General features: G+C 72.1%; 16 protein-coding genes and 1 pseudogene. 9 read left to right on the plus strand and 8 right to left on the minus strand.

What is annotated here, in order from left to right:
- Nucleotides 1-4: 4 nt before the first annotated feature.
- The 4 genes from ABTX62_RS13115 to ABTX62_RS13130 all read right to left on the minus strand — a co-directional run bounded on the left by ABTX62_RS13115 (nt 5) and on the right by ABTX62_RS13130 (nt 4264).
- Nucleotides 5-922 (minus strand): LysR family transcriptional regulator, encoded by a 918-nt coding sequence (locus ABTX62_RS13115; protein ID WP_352116232.1) that lies wholly within the window; start codon nt 920-922, stop codon nt 5-7.
- 212 nt (nt 923-1134) lie between these two features.
- The gene (locus ABTX62_RS13120) at nt 1135-1932 is read right to left on the minus strand and encodes a sugar phosphate isomerase/epimerase family protein (RefSeq protein WP_352116258.1); all 798 of its coding nucleotides are present in this window, start codon (nt 1930-1932) and stop codon (nt 1135-1137) included.
- A gap of 32 nt (nt 1933-1964) precedes the next feature.
- On the minus strand, nt 1965-3116 hold the full coding sequence (locus ABTX62_RS13125; RefSeq protein WP_352116233.1) for a dihydrodipicolinate synthase family protein: 1152 nt from the start codon (nt 3114-3116) through the stop codon (nt 1965-1967).
- Entirely contained in the window at nt 3113-4264 is a 1152-nt protein-coding gene (locus tag ABTX62_RS13130) for a Gfo/Idh/MocA family protein (RefSeq protein WP_352116234.1), read from the minus strand. The genes ABTX62_RS13125 and ABTX62_RS13130 overlap by 4 nt, the downstream gene beginning before the upstream one ends.
- 335 nt (nt 4265-4599) lie before the next feature.
- On the opposite strand from ABTX62_RS13130, the gene ABTX62_RS13135 reads away from it, so the two are divergent.
- Nucleotides 4600-5649 (plus strand): LacI family DNA-binding transcriptional regulator, encoded by a 1050-nt coding sequence (locus tag ABTX62_RS13135; RefSeq protein ID WP_352116235.1) that lies wholly within the window; start codon nt 4600-4602, stop codon nt 5647-5649.
- Between the two features lie 403 nt (nt 5650-6052).
- On the opposite strand, the gene ABTX62_RS13140 is transcribed toward ABTX62_RS13135, so the two are convergent.
- A complete protein-coding gene (locus tag ABTX62_RS13140) occupies nt 6053-6625 on the minus strand; it encodes a dihydrofolate reductase family protein (RefSeq protein ID WP_352116236.1) in 573 nt (190 codons plus the stop codon).
- A gap of 266 nt (nt 6626-6891) precedes the next feature.
- Here ABTX62_RS13140 and ABTX62_RS13145 point away from each other — a divergent pair, with 266 nt between their 5' ends.
- A complete protein-coding gene (locus tag ABTX62_RS13145; protein ID WP_352116237.1) occupies nt 6892-7695 on the plus strand; it encodes a sugar phosphate isomerase/epimerase family protein in 804 nt (267 codons plus the stop codon).
- A 153-nt stretch (nt 7696-7848) separates the two neighbouring features.
- Here the strand turns inward: ABTX62_RS13145 and ABTX62_RS13150 are convergent, their stop codons facing one another.
- Nucleotides 7849-8058, minus strand: coding sequence for a DUF397 domain-containing protein (locus ABTX62_RS13150; protein ID WP_502997943.1), 210 nt, complete (start codon nt 8056-8058; stop codon nt 7849-7851).
- 149 nt (nt 8059-8207) lie between these two features.
- Here ABTX62_RS13150 and ABTX62_RS13160 point away from each other — a divergent pair, with 149 nt between their 5' ends.
- A complete protein-coding gene (locus ABTX62_RS13160) occupies nt 8208-8408 on the plus strand; it encodes a hypothetical protein (protein WP_352116239.1) in 201 nt (66 codons plus the stop codon).
- 18 nt (nt 8409-8426) lie between these two features.
- Nucleotides 8427-8744: pseudogene (locus ABTX62_RS13165) on the plus strand (MBL fold metallo-hydrolase); the annotation flags it as partial.
- Between the two features lie 12 nt (nt 8745-8756).
- On the opposite strand, the gene ABTX62_RS13170 reads toward ABTX62_RS13165, so the two are convergent.
- On the minus strand, nt 8757-9404 hold the full coding sequence (locus tag ABTX62_RS13170) for a dihydrofolate reductase family protein (protein WP_352116240.1): 648 nt from the start codon (nt 9402-9404) through the stop codon (nt 8757-8759).
- 78 nt (nt 9405-9482) lie between these two features.
- Nucleotides 9483-9848 (minus strand): cupin domain-containing protein, encoded by a 366-nt coding sequence (locus ABTX62_RS13175; protein ID WP_352116241.1) that lies wholly within the window; start codon nt 9846-9848, stop codon nt 9483-9485.
- Between the two features lie 207 nt (nt 9849-10055).
- On the opposite strand from ABTX62_RS13175, the gene ABTX62_RS13180 reads away from it, so the two are divergent.
- From ABTX62_RS13180 to rbsD, 5 genes are all read left to right on the plus strand, one after another.
- Nucleotides 10056-11075 (plus strand): LacI family DNA-binding transcriptional regulator, encoded by a 1020-nt coding sequence (locus tag ABTX62_RS13180; RefSeq protein ID WP_352116242.1) that lies wholly within the window; start codon nt 10056-10058, stop codon nt 11073-11075.
- The gene (locus ABTX62_RS13185) at nt 11072-12604 is read left to right on the plus strand and encodes a sugar ABC transporter ATP-binding protein (protein WP_352116243.1); all 1533 of its coding nucleotides are present in this window, start codon (nt 11072-11074) and stop codon (nt 12602-12604) included. Before ABTX62_RS13180 ends, ABTX62_RS13185 begins: the two co-directional genes overlap by 4 nt.
- A complete protein-coding gene (locus tag ABTX62_RS13190) occupies nt 12594-14543 on the plus strand; it encodes an ABC transporter permease/substrate-binding protein (protein WP_352116244.1) in 1950 nt (649 codons plus the stop codon). Before ABTX62_RS13185 ends, ABTX62_RS13190 begins: the two co-directional genes overlap by 11 nt.
- A gap of 77 nt (nt 14544-14620) precedes the next feature.
- Nucleotides 14621-15523, plus strand: a complete 903-nt coding sequence (gene rbsK / locus ABTX62_RS13195; protein ID WP_352116245.1) for a ribokinase — start codon at nt 14621-14623, stop codon at nt 15521-15523.
- On the plus strand, nt 15520-15909 hold the full coding sequence (rbsD, locus tag ABTX62_RS13200; RefSeq protein WP_352116246.1) for a D-ribose pyranase: 390 nt from the start codon (nt 15520-15522) through the stop codon (nt 15907-15909). Before rbsK ends, rbsD begins: the two co-directional genes overlap by 4 nt.
- Nucleotides 15910-16036: the final 127 nt, after the last annotated feature.

The raw sequence follows: 16036 nt of genomic DNA on the forward strand, positions 1-16036 counted from the left end.
GGGTTCACCGGGGCGGATGAGCCGCCACTTCCGGCCACTGCTCACCGAGCACCCGTACGGTTTCCGCGATGGCCGGACGCCGGGCCGCCCCCGTCCGCCACAGCGCGTACAGCCGCCGCACCGGCAGCGGATCCAGCGGCACCTCCACCACCCCGGCGGGCAGCGGCCCGCGCCCCAGCCGGGGGATGAGCGCGACACCGAGCCCGGCCGCGACGAGGGCCACGAGAGTGGGGTTCTCGTCCGCCTGGTGGACGATGTCCGGCTCGTGCCCGGCCGTGCGCAGCGTCCGCAGCAGCCAGTCGTGGCAGACCCGCCCCGGCGGCTGGCAGATCCACCGCTCGCCGCCCAGCTCCTCCCGCCGCACGGTGGCCCGCCCGGCGAAGGGATGCCCCTCGGGGACGAGCAGATCGCACAGGTCGTCCCCGATGACCGCCTGCTCCAGACCCGGAGGGGCGGGCAGCGGCGCGATGTCCCAGTCGTGCGCGACGGCGAGGTCGACGGCGCCCTTCGCCACCAGGTCGACCGACAGATGCGGGTCGACCTCCGAGAGCCGGGCGTCCAGGGCGGGGTGCCGGCGGCCCAGCTCGGCCAGCACGCCCGGCATCAGCCCGCGTGCCGCGGACGCGAACGCGGCGATCGTCAGCCGCCCCGCCGGCCGCCCCCGCCGCTCCTCCAGCTCGGTCTCCGCACGCTCCACGATGGCCAGCAACTCTCGGGCGGTCGCGACCAGTTGCCGTGCCTCGTCGGTGAGCCGCACGCCGCGTCCCTCCCGCTCCAGCAGAACGGTCCGGGTCTCGCGCTCCAGCTTGGCGATCTGCTGGGACACCGCGGAGGGCGTGTACCCGAGGGCGAGCGCGGCGGCGCCGACGGTGCCGTGCACGGAGACGGCGTGCAGGGCGCGCAGCCGCTGGAGATCGAGCACGGGATGCCCCTTTCCGCTGAGCGGTTCGCTCGGGGATTTGCTTAGCGATGCTTCATCCAACCATGCGGCAATCATCGCTGGTGCTTCACGGTCCAGGAGGGCGTGTCACGCCCGGGAGGCGGACGCGTCCGGGGTGGCGTGGGCGGCCCCCACGCGCCGCTGCCCCGCCCCCGGTACGGGGAGCAGGGCAGCGAGCGTGGTCGGGGACGAGGTCACCCGGTGTGCTCGGTGAACCGCGCGGCCGTCTCGGCCAGGACCTCCTGGCCGTCCCGCGCCCAGAGGCCGTCGTTGAACAGCTCCACCTCGATGGCGCCGGTGTAGCCGGCCGCCTCCACGTGGCCCTGCCACTCCCGCATGTCGATCGACCCGTCGCCGATCTGGCCGCGGCCGGTGAGGACTCCCTCCGGGAGGGGGGTCGTCCAGTCGGCGAGCTGGAAGGTGTGGATGCGCCCGCCCGCGCCCGCCCGGGCGATCTGCGCGGGGGCGGTGTCGTCCCACCAGATGTGGTACGTGTCGACGGTGACGCCGACCTGGTGCGCCGGGAAGCGTTCGGCGAGGTCCAGGGCCTGGGCCAGGGTCGACACCACGCAGCGGTCCGAGGCGTACATGGGGTGCAGCGGCTCGATGGCCAGGCGTACGCCGTGCCGCTCCGCGTAGGGGCTCAGCTCCGACAGGGCGTCCGCGACGCGTTCACGGGCGCCGCGCAGGTCCTTGGAGCCGGCGGGCAGACCACCCGAGACCAGGACCAGGGTGTCCGTGCCCAGCGTCGCCGCCTCGTCGATCGCGCGGCGATTGTCGGCCAGGGCCTGCGCCCGCTCCCGTGGGTCGATCGCCGTGAAGAAGCCGCCCCGGCACAACGTCGTCACCGTGAGACCCGCGTCGCGGACCAGCTTGGCGGTGGCCTCCAGTCCGTACGTCCGCACCGGCTCGCGCCAGAGCCCCACGTTGCGGATGCCCAGCCGGGCGCAGCCGTCCGCCAGTTCGGGCAGCGACAGCTGCTTCACCGTCATCTGGTTGACGGAGAAGCGTTCCAGCGACCCGCTCACTGGTCCACCCCGTACACGCTCAGCAGCGTCTTCATCCGTTCCTCCGCCAGCTTCGGGTCGGGGAACAGCCCCAGTCCGTCGGCCAGTTCGTACGCCGTCGCGAGGTGCGGCAGCGAGCGGGCCGACTGCAGACCGCCGACCATCGTGAAGTGCGACTGGTGGCCCGCCAGCCAGGCCAGGAAGACCACGCCCGTCTTGTAGAAGCGGGTCGGGGTCTGGAACAGGTGGCGGGAGAGCCCGACCGTGGGGTCGAGCAGATCGCGGAAGCCCCGCACGTCGCCCGTGTCCAGGGCCCGGACCGCCTGCGCCGCCAGCGGGCCCAGGGGATCGAAGATGCCGAGCAGGGCGTGGCTGAAGCCCTGCTCGTCGCCCGCGATCAGCTCGGGGTAGTTGAAGTCGTCGCCCGTGTAGCAGCGCACGCCCTGCGGGAGGCGGCGGCGGATGTCGATCTCGCGCCGGGCGTCCAGCAGGGAGACCTTGATGCCGTCGATCTTGTCGGGGTGGGCGGCGACGACCTCCAGGAAGGTGTCCGTCGCCGCGTCCAGGTCGGACGAGCCCCAGTAGCCCTCCAGGGCCGGGTCGAACATCGGGCCCAGCCAGTGCAGGACCACCGGCTCGGCCGACTGGCGCAGCAGGTGAGCGTAGACCTCCAGGTAGTCCTCGGGTCCGCGGGCGGCCGCCGCGAGCGCCCGGGAAGCCATGAGGATGGCCTGCGCGCCGGACTCCTCGACGACCGCGAGCTGCTCCTCGTAGGCCGCGCGGACCTCCGCGAGCGAGCCGGAGGCGATCTGGTCGGTGCCCACGCCACAGGCGATGCGGCCGCCGACCGCCTTGGCCTCGGCCGCCGACCTGCGGATCAGCTCCGCCGCGCCCGCCCAGTCCAGGCCCATGCCGCGCTGGGCGGTGTCCATGGCCTCGGCGACGCCCAGACCGTGCGACCACAGGTGGCGGCGGAAGGCGAGGGTGGCGTCCCAGTCGACCGCGGCGGGCGAGTCGGGGGAGACGTCCGCGAACGGGTCGGCGACGACGTGCGCCGCCGAGAAGACGGTACGGGAGGTGAACGGCGTGCCGGGGGTCACGGCCAGGGGCTCCGTGCGCGGCTCGTAGGTCCGCGACGTTCCGTCGCCGCCGGGGAGTCGGATGGTCACAGCGCGATCTCCGGTACGTCGAGGCGGCGGCCCTCGGCCGAGGAGCGCAGGCCCAGCTCGGCGAGCTGCACACCGCGGGCACCGGCCAGCAGGTCCCAGTGGTAGGGGGCGTCGGCGTAGACGTGCCGCAGGAACAGCTCCCACTGGGCCTTGAATCCGTTGTCGAACTCGGTGTTGTCCGGCACCTCCTGCCACTGGTCGCGGAAGACCTCCGTGGCGGGGATGTCCGGGTTCCAGACCGGCTTGGGGGTGGCGCTGCGGTGCTGCGCACGGCAGTTGCGCAGACCCGCGACCGCGGAGCCCTCGGTGCCGTCGACCTGGAACTCCACCAACTCGTCGCGGTTGACGCGCACGGCCCAGGAGGAGTTGATCTGGGCGATCGCGCCGCCCTCCAGCTCGAAGACGCCGTAGGCGGCGTCGTCGGCCGTCGCGTCGTACGGCTTGCCGTTCTCGTCCCAGCGCTGCGGGATGTGCGTGGCGGTCAGCGCCTGGACGGACTTCACCCGGCCGAACAGCTCGTGCAGCACGTACTCCCAGTGCGGGAACATGTCGACGACGATGCCGCCGCCGTCCTCGGCCCGGTAGTTCCAGGACGGGCGCTGGGCGGTCTGCCAGTCGCCCTCGAAGACCCAGTAGCCGAACTCGCCGCGCACGGAGAGGATCCGGCCGAAGAAGCCGCCGTCGATGAGGCGCTTCAGCTTCAGCAGGCCGGGCAGGAAGAGCTTGTCCTGGACGACGCCGTGCTTGATGCCGGCCTCGTTCGCCAGCCGGGCGAGGTCCAGGGCGCCGTCGAGGCCGGTGGCGGTGGGCTTCTCGGTGTAGAGGTGCTTGCCGGCCGCGATGGCCTTCTTCAGTGCCTCCTCGCGGGCGGAGGTGACCTGGGCGTCGAAGTAGACGTCCACCGTCTCGTCGGCGAGGACCGCGTCCACGTCCGTCGACCAGTGCTCCAGCCCGTGCCGGTCGGCCATCGCCTTCAGCGCGTGCTCGCGGCGGCCGACCAGGATCGGCTCGGGCCACAGCACGGTGCCGTCGCCGAGGTCGAGCCCGCCCTGCTCGCGGAGGGCGAGGATGGAGCGGACCAGGTGCTGGCGGTAGCCCATGCGCCCGGTCACGCCGTTCATGGCGATACGCACCGTCTTGCGTGTCACGTCGTTCCCTTTCGTACGCGGTCGTCGCGCCGCGTACGCCCCACCCTTCACGGGCGGCCCGGCGAAACGGGCCGTGGACTGGTGAACGTCACAGCAAGCGCTTTCTACATACGGAGAAGCTAGCCTCTGAACGGCGGTCCGGACAAGACCGTGACCAGGACGAGTTGTTCGAGGGGGCGAACAACGCGGGGTCGGGGGCTTAAGGTCTGCTCGGAACCATGGCCATGGGTTCGTCGGAGCAGAGGCGGTCGACCTGCTGCTCCGCGCGGAACCATGGCCAGTGGTCTGGGTGTGTACGAGGGCGGAGACGAGATGCGCGACCGGAGGACGACGAGATGACGGTGACCCTGGCGGACGTGGCGGCCCGCGCGCAGGTCTCGCCCGCGACGGTGTCGCGCGTGCTGAACGGGAACTACCCCGTGGCGGCCTCCACCCGCGAACGGGTGCTGAAGGCCGTGGACGAGCTGGACTACGTGCTCAACGGGCCCGCGAGCGCCCTGGCCGCCGCCACCTCCGACCTGGTCGGGATCCTGGTGAACGACATCGCCGACCCCTTCTTCGGGATCATGGCGAGCGCGATCCAGGCCGAGATCGGCGGGCCGGGCGGCCGTGCGGGCGGGGAGAGACTCGCGGTGGTCTGCAACACGGGCGGCTCCCCCGAGCGGGAGCTGACCTACCTCACGCTGCTGCAACGGCAGCGCGCCGCGGCCGTGGTGCTGACCGGCGGAGCGATCGAGGACGCGACGCACCAGGCGGCGATGGACGCGAAGGTACGGAGACTGGCCGACGCCGGGACGCGGGTGGTGCTGTGCGGGCGGCCGCCCGCGCCGGAGACCGGGGCGATCGCGCTGACCTTCGACAACCGCGGCGGTGGGCAGGAACTGACCGAGCACCTCATCGGGCTCGGGCACCGGCGGCTCGGCTACATCGCCGGCCCCGAGGAGCGGACCACCACGCGGCACCGGCTCGAAGGACACCGGGCCGCGCTGGCCGCGCACGGGATCGAGGAGGACCCCCGCTGGACGGTGCACGGGCGCTACGACCGGCGGTCCGGCTACGAGGCGACGCTGGAACTGCTGCGGCGCGACCCGTCGCTGACGGCGGTCGTCGCGGCGAACGACTCCGTCGCGCTGGGGGCGTGCGCGGCCCTGCGCGAGTCGGGCCTGCGGATCCCGGAGGACGTGTCGGTGGCCGGCTTCGACGATCTGCCGTTCAGCATCGACGCGGTGCCGTCGCTGACGACGGTGCGGCTGCCACTGGCGGAGGCCGGGGCCCGGGCCGGACGGATCGCCATGGGCCGGGAGGAGGCGCCGCCCGGGGGGATCGCGTCGGTGCGGGGGGAGCTGATGGTGCGGGGGTCCTCCGGGGTGCCGCGGCCTTCTTGAGGTGCCTGGATCTTCTTCAGGTGCCTGGGTCTTCTTGAGGTGCCGTGGTGCGACGGCCGGTCGTCGATCGGGCCGCGGAATGATTCGACGCGGGGAACGCGGGGCCGGGTGCCGCGAAGGCCGACGCTCCGGCCCGACCGGTGCCCGGCATCGGTGCCGGGTCCGTGCGGGGGCAGGACTGCCGCGAGGGCGCCGGGCACGGTCCGCACCGCCTTGGGCATCCACTGCCGGTCCGTGCCCCCGCTTCCGGGCCGCCGCCGGGGCAAGTGGGGCCGGGTGGAGGTCCCGACCGCCGACCGCAACCCCGGAACGCGTCCTCATGTGATCCGGCGTCCGCCGAGCGGACCCCTCCGGCGGGAGCCACGTCCGGGGGCGCGACAGCGGGACGAGTGCGGGGGCCTCGTCAGCGAACGACGTCGAAGACGTTCTTTTGCAGCCCGTTGGCGTAGGCCTCGTGCTCGACGAGCCGCAGCTTCTGGGTGTCCTTGTCCGTGGCGCTGAAGAGCCGCTTGCCCGCCCCGAGCAGGAGCGGAAAGACGAGCAGGTGGTAGCGGTCGATCAGGCCGGCGTCGGAGAGGGCCCGGTTCAGGGAGGCGCTGCCGTGGATGATGATCGGACCGCCCTCGGTCTCCTTCAGCGCGGCGACGTCGTCGAGCGAGCGCAGGATCGTCGTCTCGCCCCAGTTCGACACCAGGTCGCCTTCGGTGAGGGTGGTGGAGACGACGTACTTCGGCATCACGTTGTAGTCGGCGAAATCCTCCATGCCGGGCCACACCGGGCTGAACGCCTCATAGCTGGTGCGGCCCATCATCATCGCGGTGGCCTCCTTCTGCTCCCGGTCCTTGATCTCGAAGGCCTCGGGAAGGAACTCGACGTCCTTGAAGGTCCACCCGGAGTTCCGGTAACCGGGCTCGCCGCCCGGGGCCTCCACGACGCCGTCGAGCGAGATGAAAGCGGTGCTGATCAGGGTGCGCATGTCGGGTTCCTCGGTCTCACGTGTCGGGTTCTCGCGGGTTCCGTCGGTGCACGCTGCCACACCACTCGCGGCTGCGACGCACGAACACCCTTCATGACCGCGTAACACGCGAAAACTCATCGGCCATGGCCTGCTCGCGCCGTCCCGTCCTGGTCGCAGGTGCCCTGGCAGGATCCGACCGGTCAGGACCGGTGACTGGATCTTCACGCAACACCCGGGGGGCGGAGGGGAGTCACAGGCGGGGGTGCCGGGTAGATTCCGTCCACATGAAGCTGGCGTTCTCCACCCTCGGTGTCCCTGGCCTGCCCCTGCCCGACGTCCTGCGGCTCGCGACCACGCACGGCTACCACGGCGTGGAGCTGCGCACCCATCCCGAGGAACCGGTTCACACCGGCCTCGGCCCGGCCGAACGGGCGGACGTCGCGGCCGAGTTCAAGGGGGCGGGCGTAGAGCTCCTCAGCCTGGCGGGTTACACACGGGTCGCCGCGCCGGGCGACGACGAGCCCGTCCTGGCCGAGATCCGCGCCCTCCTGGATCTGGCCCACGACCTGGGAGCCCCGTACGTGCGGGTCTTCCCCGGCGGCGACCTCGACGTCCAGACCCCCGAAGAGGCCGACGCGACGGCGGCCCGCCGACTGGGCACGGCCGCCGAACACGCCAATGACCTGGGCGTGCGCATCCTTCTCGAAACCCACGACTCGCACCGCACCGCCGCCGACGCGATGCGGATCCTGGGCCTCGTCGGCCACCGCCAGGTCGGCGCCCTCTGGGACGTGATGCAAACCTGGCTCGGCGGCGAACAGCCCTCCGAGACCCACGCGGCACTCTCCCCCCACCTCGGCTACGTCCAGGTCAAGGACATCGCCTCCGTCGAGGACACGACACCTCTGGCCCTCGGCGCGGGCGTCCTCCCACTGGCCGAGTGCGTCGAGGTCCTCTCCCGCCACGGCTGGGACGGCTGGCTGTGCTGGGAGTACGAGAAGCGCTGGTACGAGGAGGCGGCGCCCCTGCCGGACCTGCTGGAGCCGGGGCGTGAGCACCTGAGCAGGCTGCTGAACGACTCGGCGTGACGCGTCAGCGGGCAGCGGAGCGGACATCCCCTGCGGGGGGTACGGCGCCGTACGCGATGCCCCACAGGAGCAGCGGTGTGACCGCGCCCGCTTCCCGGCCGGTGAGGAACCGACGCCCGGGATCGCTCGGCGGGCGCTGGGCTTGCCGCCTGCTCAGCCCGTGAGGTGCCCGTCCTTGACGGCGGTGACGAACGCCGTCCAGCCGCTTCGTGAGAAGACCAGGGCGGGGCCGTGGGCGGCCTTGCTGTCCCGCACCGGGACGTCGGGGTGGCCGGGGGCGACTTCGAGGCACTCGCCTTGATCGCCGCCGCTGTAGCTGGACTTGTACCAGCCGGTGAGGGCGATGTGCTCACTGCCGATCATGTGCATGATCCTCCGCTGCCGCCCTGACGAGAGCCAGTGACTCCTGCTGCGACAACGCGTCGCTCAGAGCCAGAGCGTAAGCGGTCTGACAGGCGCTCACCAGGGCCGGGTCGTCCATCAAGTTGCCCGTCTGGAAGAGGCAGACAGACGTGGCAGACCTCATTGTCCGGCTCCTCGAACCGTTCCTCCGCTTCCTCTTCCCGCCCCGCGGCAGGCGTCGGCGGTCGGCGGCACCGCCCTCGCGGCCGTACGTGTGCGCGGTGGCCCGCCGCCGACCCGACGAGCGTCCGCTCCGGGGCGAGGACAACCGACTGGTGCGCCCCTACCTGATCGCGGAGGCGAACGCATGACCGGCGGGGCGCGCGACTGAGGGCCTGCCCACCGTCTACGTCAGCGGCGACAACGCCTCACTCGACGCGGTCCGCGAGATCGCCGGCCGTTTCGGCCCCGTCGACACCGCCGTGCTCTTCGCCGGTGCTCCCCGCTTTCCCGTGCTCTTCGGCAACCGGGTCATCGTCCTGGACAGCGCGATGGCCGCCGAGGCCGCGCGGCTCCTCGGCGCCCGCCGTGTGGTGCCCGTCCACTACGACAGCTGGGCCCACTTCACCGAAGGCCGCGACGAACTGGCGGCCGCCTTCGCCGCCGCCGCGCTCGCCGACCGCCTGGACTGGGGCAAGGACGACTGAGCCGCCGCTACGCTACTTCCGCCAGAACAGGTGGTGCGTCACCCCGCTCGGGCTCGGCACGACATCGCAGTGGAAGCGGTCGAACAGTTCCTCGGGGGACTCCCACAGCCGTGAGCCGGACCCGAGCACCACATCGGGCGAGACCGCCACGTGCAGCGTGTCGACGAGATCGGCGTCCAGGAACTGCCGGACGGTCGTGGCCCCACCGCCGAGCCGGACGTCCTTGCCCCCGGCCGCCTCGCGCGCCCGGGCGAGGACCTCGGCCGGATCCCCGCCGACGAAGTGGAACGTCGTGTCGGAGAGGGTGAACGAGGGGCGCTCGTGGTGGGTCATGACGAACACCGGCGTGTGGAACGGCGGCTCCTCGCCCCACCAGCCCTGCCACGCGTGGTCCTGCCAAGGGCCGCGCTGCGGGCCGAACTTGTTGCGGCCCATGATCTCGGCGCCGATGTTGTGGTGGAAGTCGCGCACCAGGTGGTCGTCGAGGCCGCGGCTGCCTCCGGGGTCGGTGCGGTTCGGCCAGCTCGCGGTCGCCACGGCCCAGGCGAACATCGTGCCGGGATCGGCATGGCCGAACGGCCGCTCCAGGCTCTGGCCCTCACCGGCACCGAATCCGTCACTCGAGACGCTGAAATTCTGCACGCGCAGCAGCTGCGACACGGGCTCCTCCTGTGATCGATGAGGGATGGACCGCTCGGCCGCCGAAACTCATCGGTGCCCGGGAAATCCCCCACCACCTCACGGGGCCTGTGCCACCACGTGGTCGATCACCTGCTGGAAGTCCTCACTCGGCGAGAACTCCACCAGCTCGCTGTCCTCCAGCGCGACCGGCACATGGCCGGGGCCCCAGTAGTACGCCTGTCCTGCCTCGTACTCCTCCTCGCCCGCGGCCGTGCGCATCCTGATCCGGCCCTTGAGCAGATAGCCCCAGTGCGGGCACTGGCAGGCGTCGTCCGGCAGGCCCTTGAGGGCCGGGCCCATGTCCGTGCCCCGGGGCAGGGTGAGGTAGCCGACCGACAGGCCGCCGCCGATGGGCTTGATGCGCAGTTCCACTCCGTCGCCTTCGAGGGCGACGGGCACGTCGTTCCGGGTCGCCGCCGTCATGGCTCCTCCGCTCGCCGTGAAACGAACCTCTCCTTCCAGCCTGGACCTCCGGGAAGCCGCCCGCGACATCACGATCCGGTCAAGAGGTGCCGCCGGGGGCTTGATTCGGATGCGTGTAATCGATTCCATGCACCCGTCGGTGTAATCGATTCCACGAGCGCTCACCCGGCGCTCCCCACGACTGATCCACAAGGAGGTGGAGCGGCGGTGGCCAGCATCAAGGACGTCGCTGCCGAGGCAGGCGTCTCCGTCGCCACGGTCTCGCGCGTCCTGAACGACCATCCGTCGGTCAGCGCCGACGCGCGCACGCGCGTGCTGGCCGCCGTCGAGACCCTGGGCTACCGCCCGAACGCCGTCGCCCGCTCCCTGCGCACCGACCAGACCCACACCCTCGGCCTGGTCATCAGCGACGTACTGAACCCGTACTTCACCGAGCTGGCACGCTCCGTCGAGGAGGAGGCCCGCGCACTCGGCTACAGCGTCATCATCGGCAACGCCGACGAGCGGCCGGACCTCCAGGACCACCACGTACGGAACCTGCTGGACCGGCGCATCGACGGGCTGCTCGTCTCGCCCACGGACGGCGGCTCGCCGCTGATGCTGGACGCCGTGCGGGCCGGGACGCCCATGGTGTTCGTGGACCGGTGGATCCCGGGCGTGGACGTGCCGGTGGTGCGGGCGGACGGGCGGAGCGCCGTACGGGACCTCGTGGCGCATCTGCACGGGCTGGGGCACCGGCGGCTCGCCATCATCGCGGGTCCGGCGGCCACCACGACCGGCCGCGAGCGCGTCGAGGTCTTCCGGGAGGCGCTCGGCGCGTACGGGCTCGAACTGCCCGACGCCTACATAGGGCAGGGCGACTTCCAGGCCGAGAGCGGCCGCCTGGTCACCGAGGGCTTCCTCGACCTGGCCGAGCCGCCCGAGGCCGTCTTCGCCGCCGACAACCTGATGGCGCTCGGCGCGCTGGACGCCGTACGGGCGCGTGGCCTGCGGGTGCCGGACGACCTCGCGCTGGCCGCGTTCGACGACATCCGGTGGTTCGTGCACACCGATCCGCCGATCACCGCGATCGCCCAGCCCACGGGCGAGCTGGGCCGGGCCGCCGTACGGGCCCTGGTCGACCGCATCGAGGGACGGCCCGGCGAGTCCGTCACCCTCCCCGCCCGTCTCGTCGTACGCCGCTCGTGCGGCGAGGACCCCACCCCAGCGCAAAGGAGCACGACGTGAGCGACGCGGACGAGTTGCTGCGCATCGAGGGCATACGCAAGACCTTCCCGGGCGTGGTCGCGCTGGACGGCGTCGACTTCGACCTGCGCCGGGGCGAGGTGCACGTGCTGCTCGGTGAGAACGGCGCGGGCAAGAGCACCCTCATCAAGATGCTCTCCGGCGCCTACACCCCCGACGCCGGGCGGATCCTGGTCGGCGGCGAGGAGACGCGCATCCAGGGCGCGCAGGACTCCGAGCGGCTCGGGATCGCCACCATCTACCAGGAGTTCAACCTGGTACCCGACCTCACGGTCGCCGAGAACATCTTCCTCGGACGCCAGCCGCGCCGGTTCGGGATGATCGACCGGAGGCGCATGGAGGCCGACGCCGAGGTCCTGCTGAAGCGGGTCGGCGTGAGCGTCTCCCCCCGCACGCGGGTCCGTGAACTCGGCATCGCGCGCCTGCAGATGGTCGAGATCGCCAAGGCGCTCAGCCTGGACGCCCGCGTGCTGATCATGGACGAGCCGACCGCCGTGCTCACCTCCGAGGAGGTCGACAAGCTCTTCGCGATCGTGCGCACGCTGCGCGAGGACGGCGTCGGCATCGTCTTCATCACCCACCACCTGGAGGAGATCGCCGCACTCGGCGACCGGGTGACGGTCATCCGGGACGGCAAGAGCGTCGGGCAGGTCCCCGCCTCCACGCCCGAGGACGAGCTCGTCCGGCTCATGGTCGGTCGCTCCATCGAGCAGCAGTACCCGCGCGAGCGGGCCGACCGCGGCGCCGCCCTGCTGTCCGTCGAGGGGCTCACCCGGGACGGCGTCTTCCACGACATCGGTTTCGAGGTGCACGCCGGTGAGGTGGTCGGCATCGCCGGACTGGTCGGCGCCGGGCGCACCGAGGTCGTCCGGGCGGTCTTCGGGGCCGACGCCTACGACCGGGGCACCGTGAAGGTCTCCGGTGCCCCGGTCGCCAAGTACGACATCAACGCGGCGATGACCGCGGGCATCGGACTCGTCCCCGAGGACCGCAAGGGCCAGGGCCTGGTGCTGGACGCCTCGGTCGAGGAGAACCTCGGCCTGGTGACCCTGCGGTCGGCCACACGCGCGGGCCTCGTCGACCTCAAGGGCCGGCGCCGGGCGGCCGAACGCATCGCCCGGCGGCTCGGCGTGCGGATGGCGGGCCTCGGCCAGCACGTGCGCACCCTCTCCGGCGGCAACCAGCAGAAGGTCGTCATCGGCAAGTGGCTGCTGGCCGACACCAAGGTGCTGATCCTCGACGAGCCGACGCGCGGCATCGACGTCGGCGCCAAGGTCGAGATCTATCAGCTCGTCAACGAACTCACCGCCGCCGGCGCGGCCGTCCTGATGATCTCCAGCGACCTTCCCGAGGTGCTCGGCATGAGCGACCGGGTGCTGGTGATGGCCCAGGGCCGGATCGCCGGTGAACTCTCCGCCGCCGAGGCGACCCAGGACGCCGTGATGGCACTCGCCGTCAGCACCCCGACGACCACGAACACGACCGGAACGGAGGCCTCCCGTGGCCACTGACACGCTCAAGAGCACGACGGGCGCGGGCGGCGCCTCGGGAGGCCTGCGCCGCCTCCTGCTCGACAACGGCGCGCTCACCGCGCTCATCGTCCTCGTCATCGCGATGTCGGCGCTGTCCGGCGACTTCCTGACGACGGACAACCTGCTCAACGTCGGCGTGCAGGCGGCCGTGACCGCCATCCTCGCCTTCGGCGTCACCGTCGTGATCGTCTCCGCGGGCATCGACCTGTCGGTCGGCTCGGTCGCCGCCCTGTCCGCCACGGTCCTCGCCTGGAGCGCCACCTCGGCGGGCGTCCCGGTCTTCCTCGCCGTGCTCCTGGCCATAGCGACGGGCATCGTCTGCGGCCTGGTCAACGGCATCCTGATCTCCTACGGCAAGCTGCCGCCGTTCATCGCCACGCTGGCCATGCTGTCCGTGGCCCGCGGCCTGTCCCTGGTGATCTCCGAAGGCTCCCCGATCGCCTTCCCCGACTCCGTCTCCCACCTCGGCGACACGCTCGGCGGCTGGCTGCCGGTGCCGGTCCTGGTGATGGTCGTGATGGGCCTGATCGCCGCCCTCGTGCTCGGCCGGACCTACATCGGCCGCTCCATGTACGCGATCGGCGGCAACGAGGAGGCCGCGCGGCTGTCCGGCCTGCGCGTGAAGCGACAGAAGCTCGCCATCTACGCCTTCTCCGGCGTGTTCGCCGCCGTCGCCGGTGTCGTGCTCGCCGCCCGGCTCTCCTCCGCGCAGCCCCAGGCCGCCGACGGCTACGAGCTGGACGCGATCGCCGCCGTCGTCATCGGCGGCGCCTCCCTCGCGGGCGGCACCGGCAAGGCGTCCGGCACCCTCATCGGCGCCCTGATCCTGGCCGTGCTGCGCAACGGGCTGAACCTGATGAACGTCTCGGCGTTCTGGCAGCAGGTCGTCATCGGTGTCGTCATCGCGCTGGCGGTGCTGTTCGACACGCTGCGGCGCAAGGCGGGGGCGACCCCGGTGGCCGGTGCGTCCTCCGGAGGCAAGGGCAGGCAGACGGCGACGTACGGGCTCGCGGCCGTGGTCACCGTCGCGATCGTCGGCGCCACGTCCTTCCTGCACAGCGGCTCCTCCGCCACGAGCAGCCCGAAGGTGGGTCTGTCGCTGTCGACCCTCAACAACCCCTTCTTCGTGCAGATCCGGGCCGGCGCCCAGGCCGAGGCGAAGAAGCGGGGCGTGGACCTGACCGTCACCGACGCCCAGAACGACGCCTCCCAGCAGGCCAACCAGCTGCAGAACTTCACCAGTTCCGGCCTCGGCGCGATCATCGTCAACCCGGTGGACTCGGACGCCGCGAGCAACTCCGTCCAGGCCGCAGACCAGGCGAAGATCCCGGTCATCGCGGTCGACCGGGGCGTCAACAAGGCACCGGTGGACGCCCTGGTCGCCTCCGACAACGTCGCCGGCGGCGAACTCGCCGCCAAGACCATCGCCGACAAGCTGGGCGGCAAGGGCAAGATCGTGATCCTCCAGGGCCAGGCCGGCACGTCCGCGGCCCGGGAGCGCGCGCAGGGCTTCGCGAACGGCCTCAAGGCCTTCCCGGGCATCCGGGTCGTGGCCCAGCAGCCCGCCGACTTCGACCGCACCAAGGGCCTCGACGTGATGTCGAACCTGCTCCAGGCCCACCCGGACGTCCAGGGTGTCATCGCCGCCAACGACGAGATGGCCCTCGGCGCGATCAAGGCGCTGGGTTCCAAGGCCGGCACGTCGGTCTCGGTCGTGGGCTTCGACGGCACGCCTGACGGACTGAAGGCCGTGGAGGGCGGCACGCTGTACGCGTCCGTGGCGCAGCAGCCGTCCCAGCTCGGGAGGATCGCCGTGGACAACGCCCTGCGGGCCCTGAAGGGCGAGAAGGTCGAGGAGACGGTGAAGGTGCCGGTGAAGGTGGTCACCAAGGAGAACGTGGCCGGCTTCAGCGGCTGACCTCGGGGAACGGCGGGCGGTCGCGCACGGCGTGCGGTGGCCGCCCGCCCATGTCACTCAACATGGGGAGACAACGGATGTACGACTACGACCTCCTGGTCGTGGGGTCGGCCAACGCCGACCTGGTAATCGGAGTGGAGCGCCGGCCCGCGGCCGGTGAGACCGTGCTCGGCTCCGACCTGGCCGTCCACCCGGGCGGCAAGGGCGCGAACCAGGCGGTCGCGGCCGCCAGACTCGGCGCCCGTACGGCGCTGCTGGCCCGGGTCGGCGACGACGCGCACGGCCGGCTGCTGCTGGACTCGCTGCGCGAGGCGGGTGTCGACACGGTGGGTGTCCTGGTGGGCGGTGCGCCGACCGGGGTAGCCCTGATCACGGTCGACCCGTCCGGCGACAACAGCATCGTCGTCTCGCCCGGCGCCAACGGCCGCCTCACCCCGCAGGACGTGGCCGCCGCCGGGTGCCTCTTCCACAGCTCCCGGGTGGTGTCGGCGCAGTTGGAGATCCCGCTGGAGACGGTGGTGGAGGTCGTGCGGAACCTGGCGCCGGAGAGCCGTTTCGTCCTCAACCCCTCGCCGCCGCGCCCTCTCCCGTCGGAGGTGCTGGCGGCCTGCGACCCGCTGATCGTGAACGAGCACGAGGCGAAGGTGATCCTGGGCGACTCGGCCGTCGGGGACACCCCCGAGGACTGGGCGCGGATCCTCCTCGCCAAGGGCCCGAAGTCGGTGGTGGTGACGCTGGGCGAACAGGGTGCCCTGGTGGCGTCGGCGGCGGGCGTCTCGCGCGTTCCGGCCGTGAAGGTGCACGCGGTGGACACGACGGGGGCGGGCGACTCCTTCACCGCCGCGCTGGCCTGGCGGCTGGGCGCGGGCGCGTCGCTGGCGGAGGCGGCGTCGTACGCGGCGCGGGTGGGTGCCGTGACCGTGACGAAGGAGGGCGCGCAGGCGTCCTTCCCGACGGCGGCGGAGGTCGCCGGCTCATGAAGAAGGCCGGAATACTGAACCGTCACCTCGCCGGCGCGCTGGCCGAACTCGGCCACGGCGACGGGGTGCTGGTGTGCGACGCGGGCATGCCCATCCCCGAGGGGCCCCGGGTGGTGGACCTGGCCTTCCGGGCCGGTGTGCCGGCGTTCGCCGAGGTGCTGGACGGGCTGCTGGCCGAGCTGGTGGTCGAGGGGGCGACGGCGGCGCGGGAGCTGCGGCAGGCCAACCCGGAGGCGTCGGCGCTGCTGGAGAGACACTTCCCCGGGCTGGATCTCGTCCCGCACGAGGGGCTCAAGGAGCTGTCGGCGGGGGCCCGGCTGATCGTCCGCACGGGCGAGGCACGGCCGTACGCGAACGTCCTGCTGAGGTGCGGCGTCTTCTTCTGATGTCCGCGAAGGGCGTATGAGCGGTTTCGAGGGGGCCCGGTCCGTCGACCGGGCCCCCTCGGGTTTTCCCCTCCCGCCAGAACCCCGCGATCCCCCCGGATCCCCCCTCCAGAAGCCCTGACGCCCA

Origin of the sequence: Streptomyces sp. NPDC096046 (assembly GCF_040303285.1) — a bacterium.
In the GTDB taxonomy this organism is placed as follows: Bacteria; Actinomycetota; Actinomycetes; order Streptomycetales; family Streptomycetaceae; genus Streptomyces.

Coding starts and splice junctions, on each gene's coding strand:
- ABTX62_RS13175 (WP_352116241.1), bottom strand. CDS start 9,848: ATGACGGCGGCGACCCGGAACGACGTGCCCGTCGCCCTCGAAGGCGAC.
- ABTX62_RS13135 (WP_352116235.1), top strand. CDS start 4,600: ATGACGGTGACCCTGGCGGACGTGGCGGCCCGCGCGCAGGTCTCGCCC.
- ABTX62_RS13150 (WP_502997943.1), bottom strand. CDS start 8,058: ATGATCGGCAGTGAGCACATCGCCCTCACCGGCTGGTACAAGTCCAGC.
- rbsK (WP_352116245.1), top strand. CDS start 14,621: ATGTACGACTACGACCTCCTGGTCGTGGGGTCGGCCAACGCCGACCTG.
- ABTX62_RS13145 (WP_352116237.1), top strand. CDS start 6,892: ATGAAGCTGGCGTTCTCCACCCTCGGTGTCCCTGGCCTGCCCCTGCCC.
- rbsD (WP_352116246.1), top strand. CDS start 15,520: ATGAAGAAGGCCGGAATACTGAACCGTCACCTCGCCGGCGCGCTGGCC.
- ABTX62_RS13140 (WP_352116236.1), bottom strand. CDS start 6,625: ATGCGCACCCTGATCAGCACCGCTTTCATCTCGCTCGACGGCGTCGTG.
- ABTX62_RS13120 (WP_352116258.1), bottom strand. CDS start 1,932: ATGACGGTGAAGCAGCTGTCGCTGCCCGAACTGGCGGACGGCTGCGCC.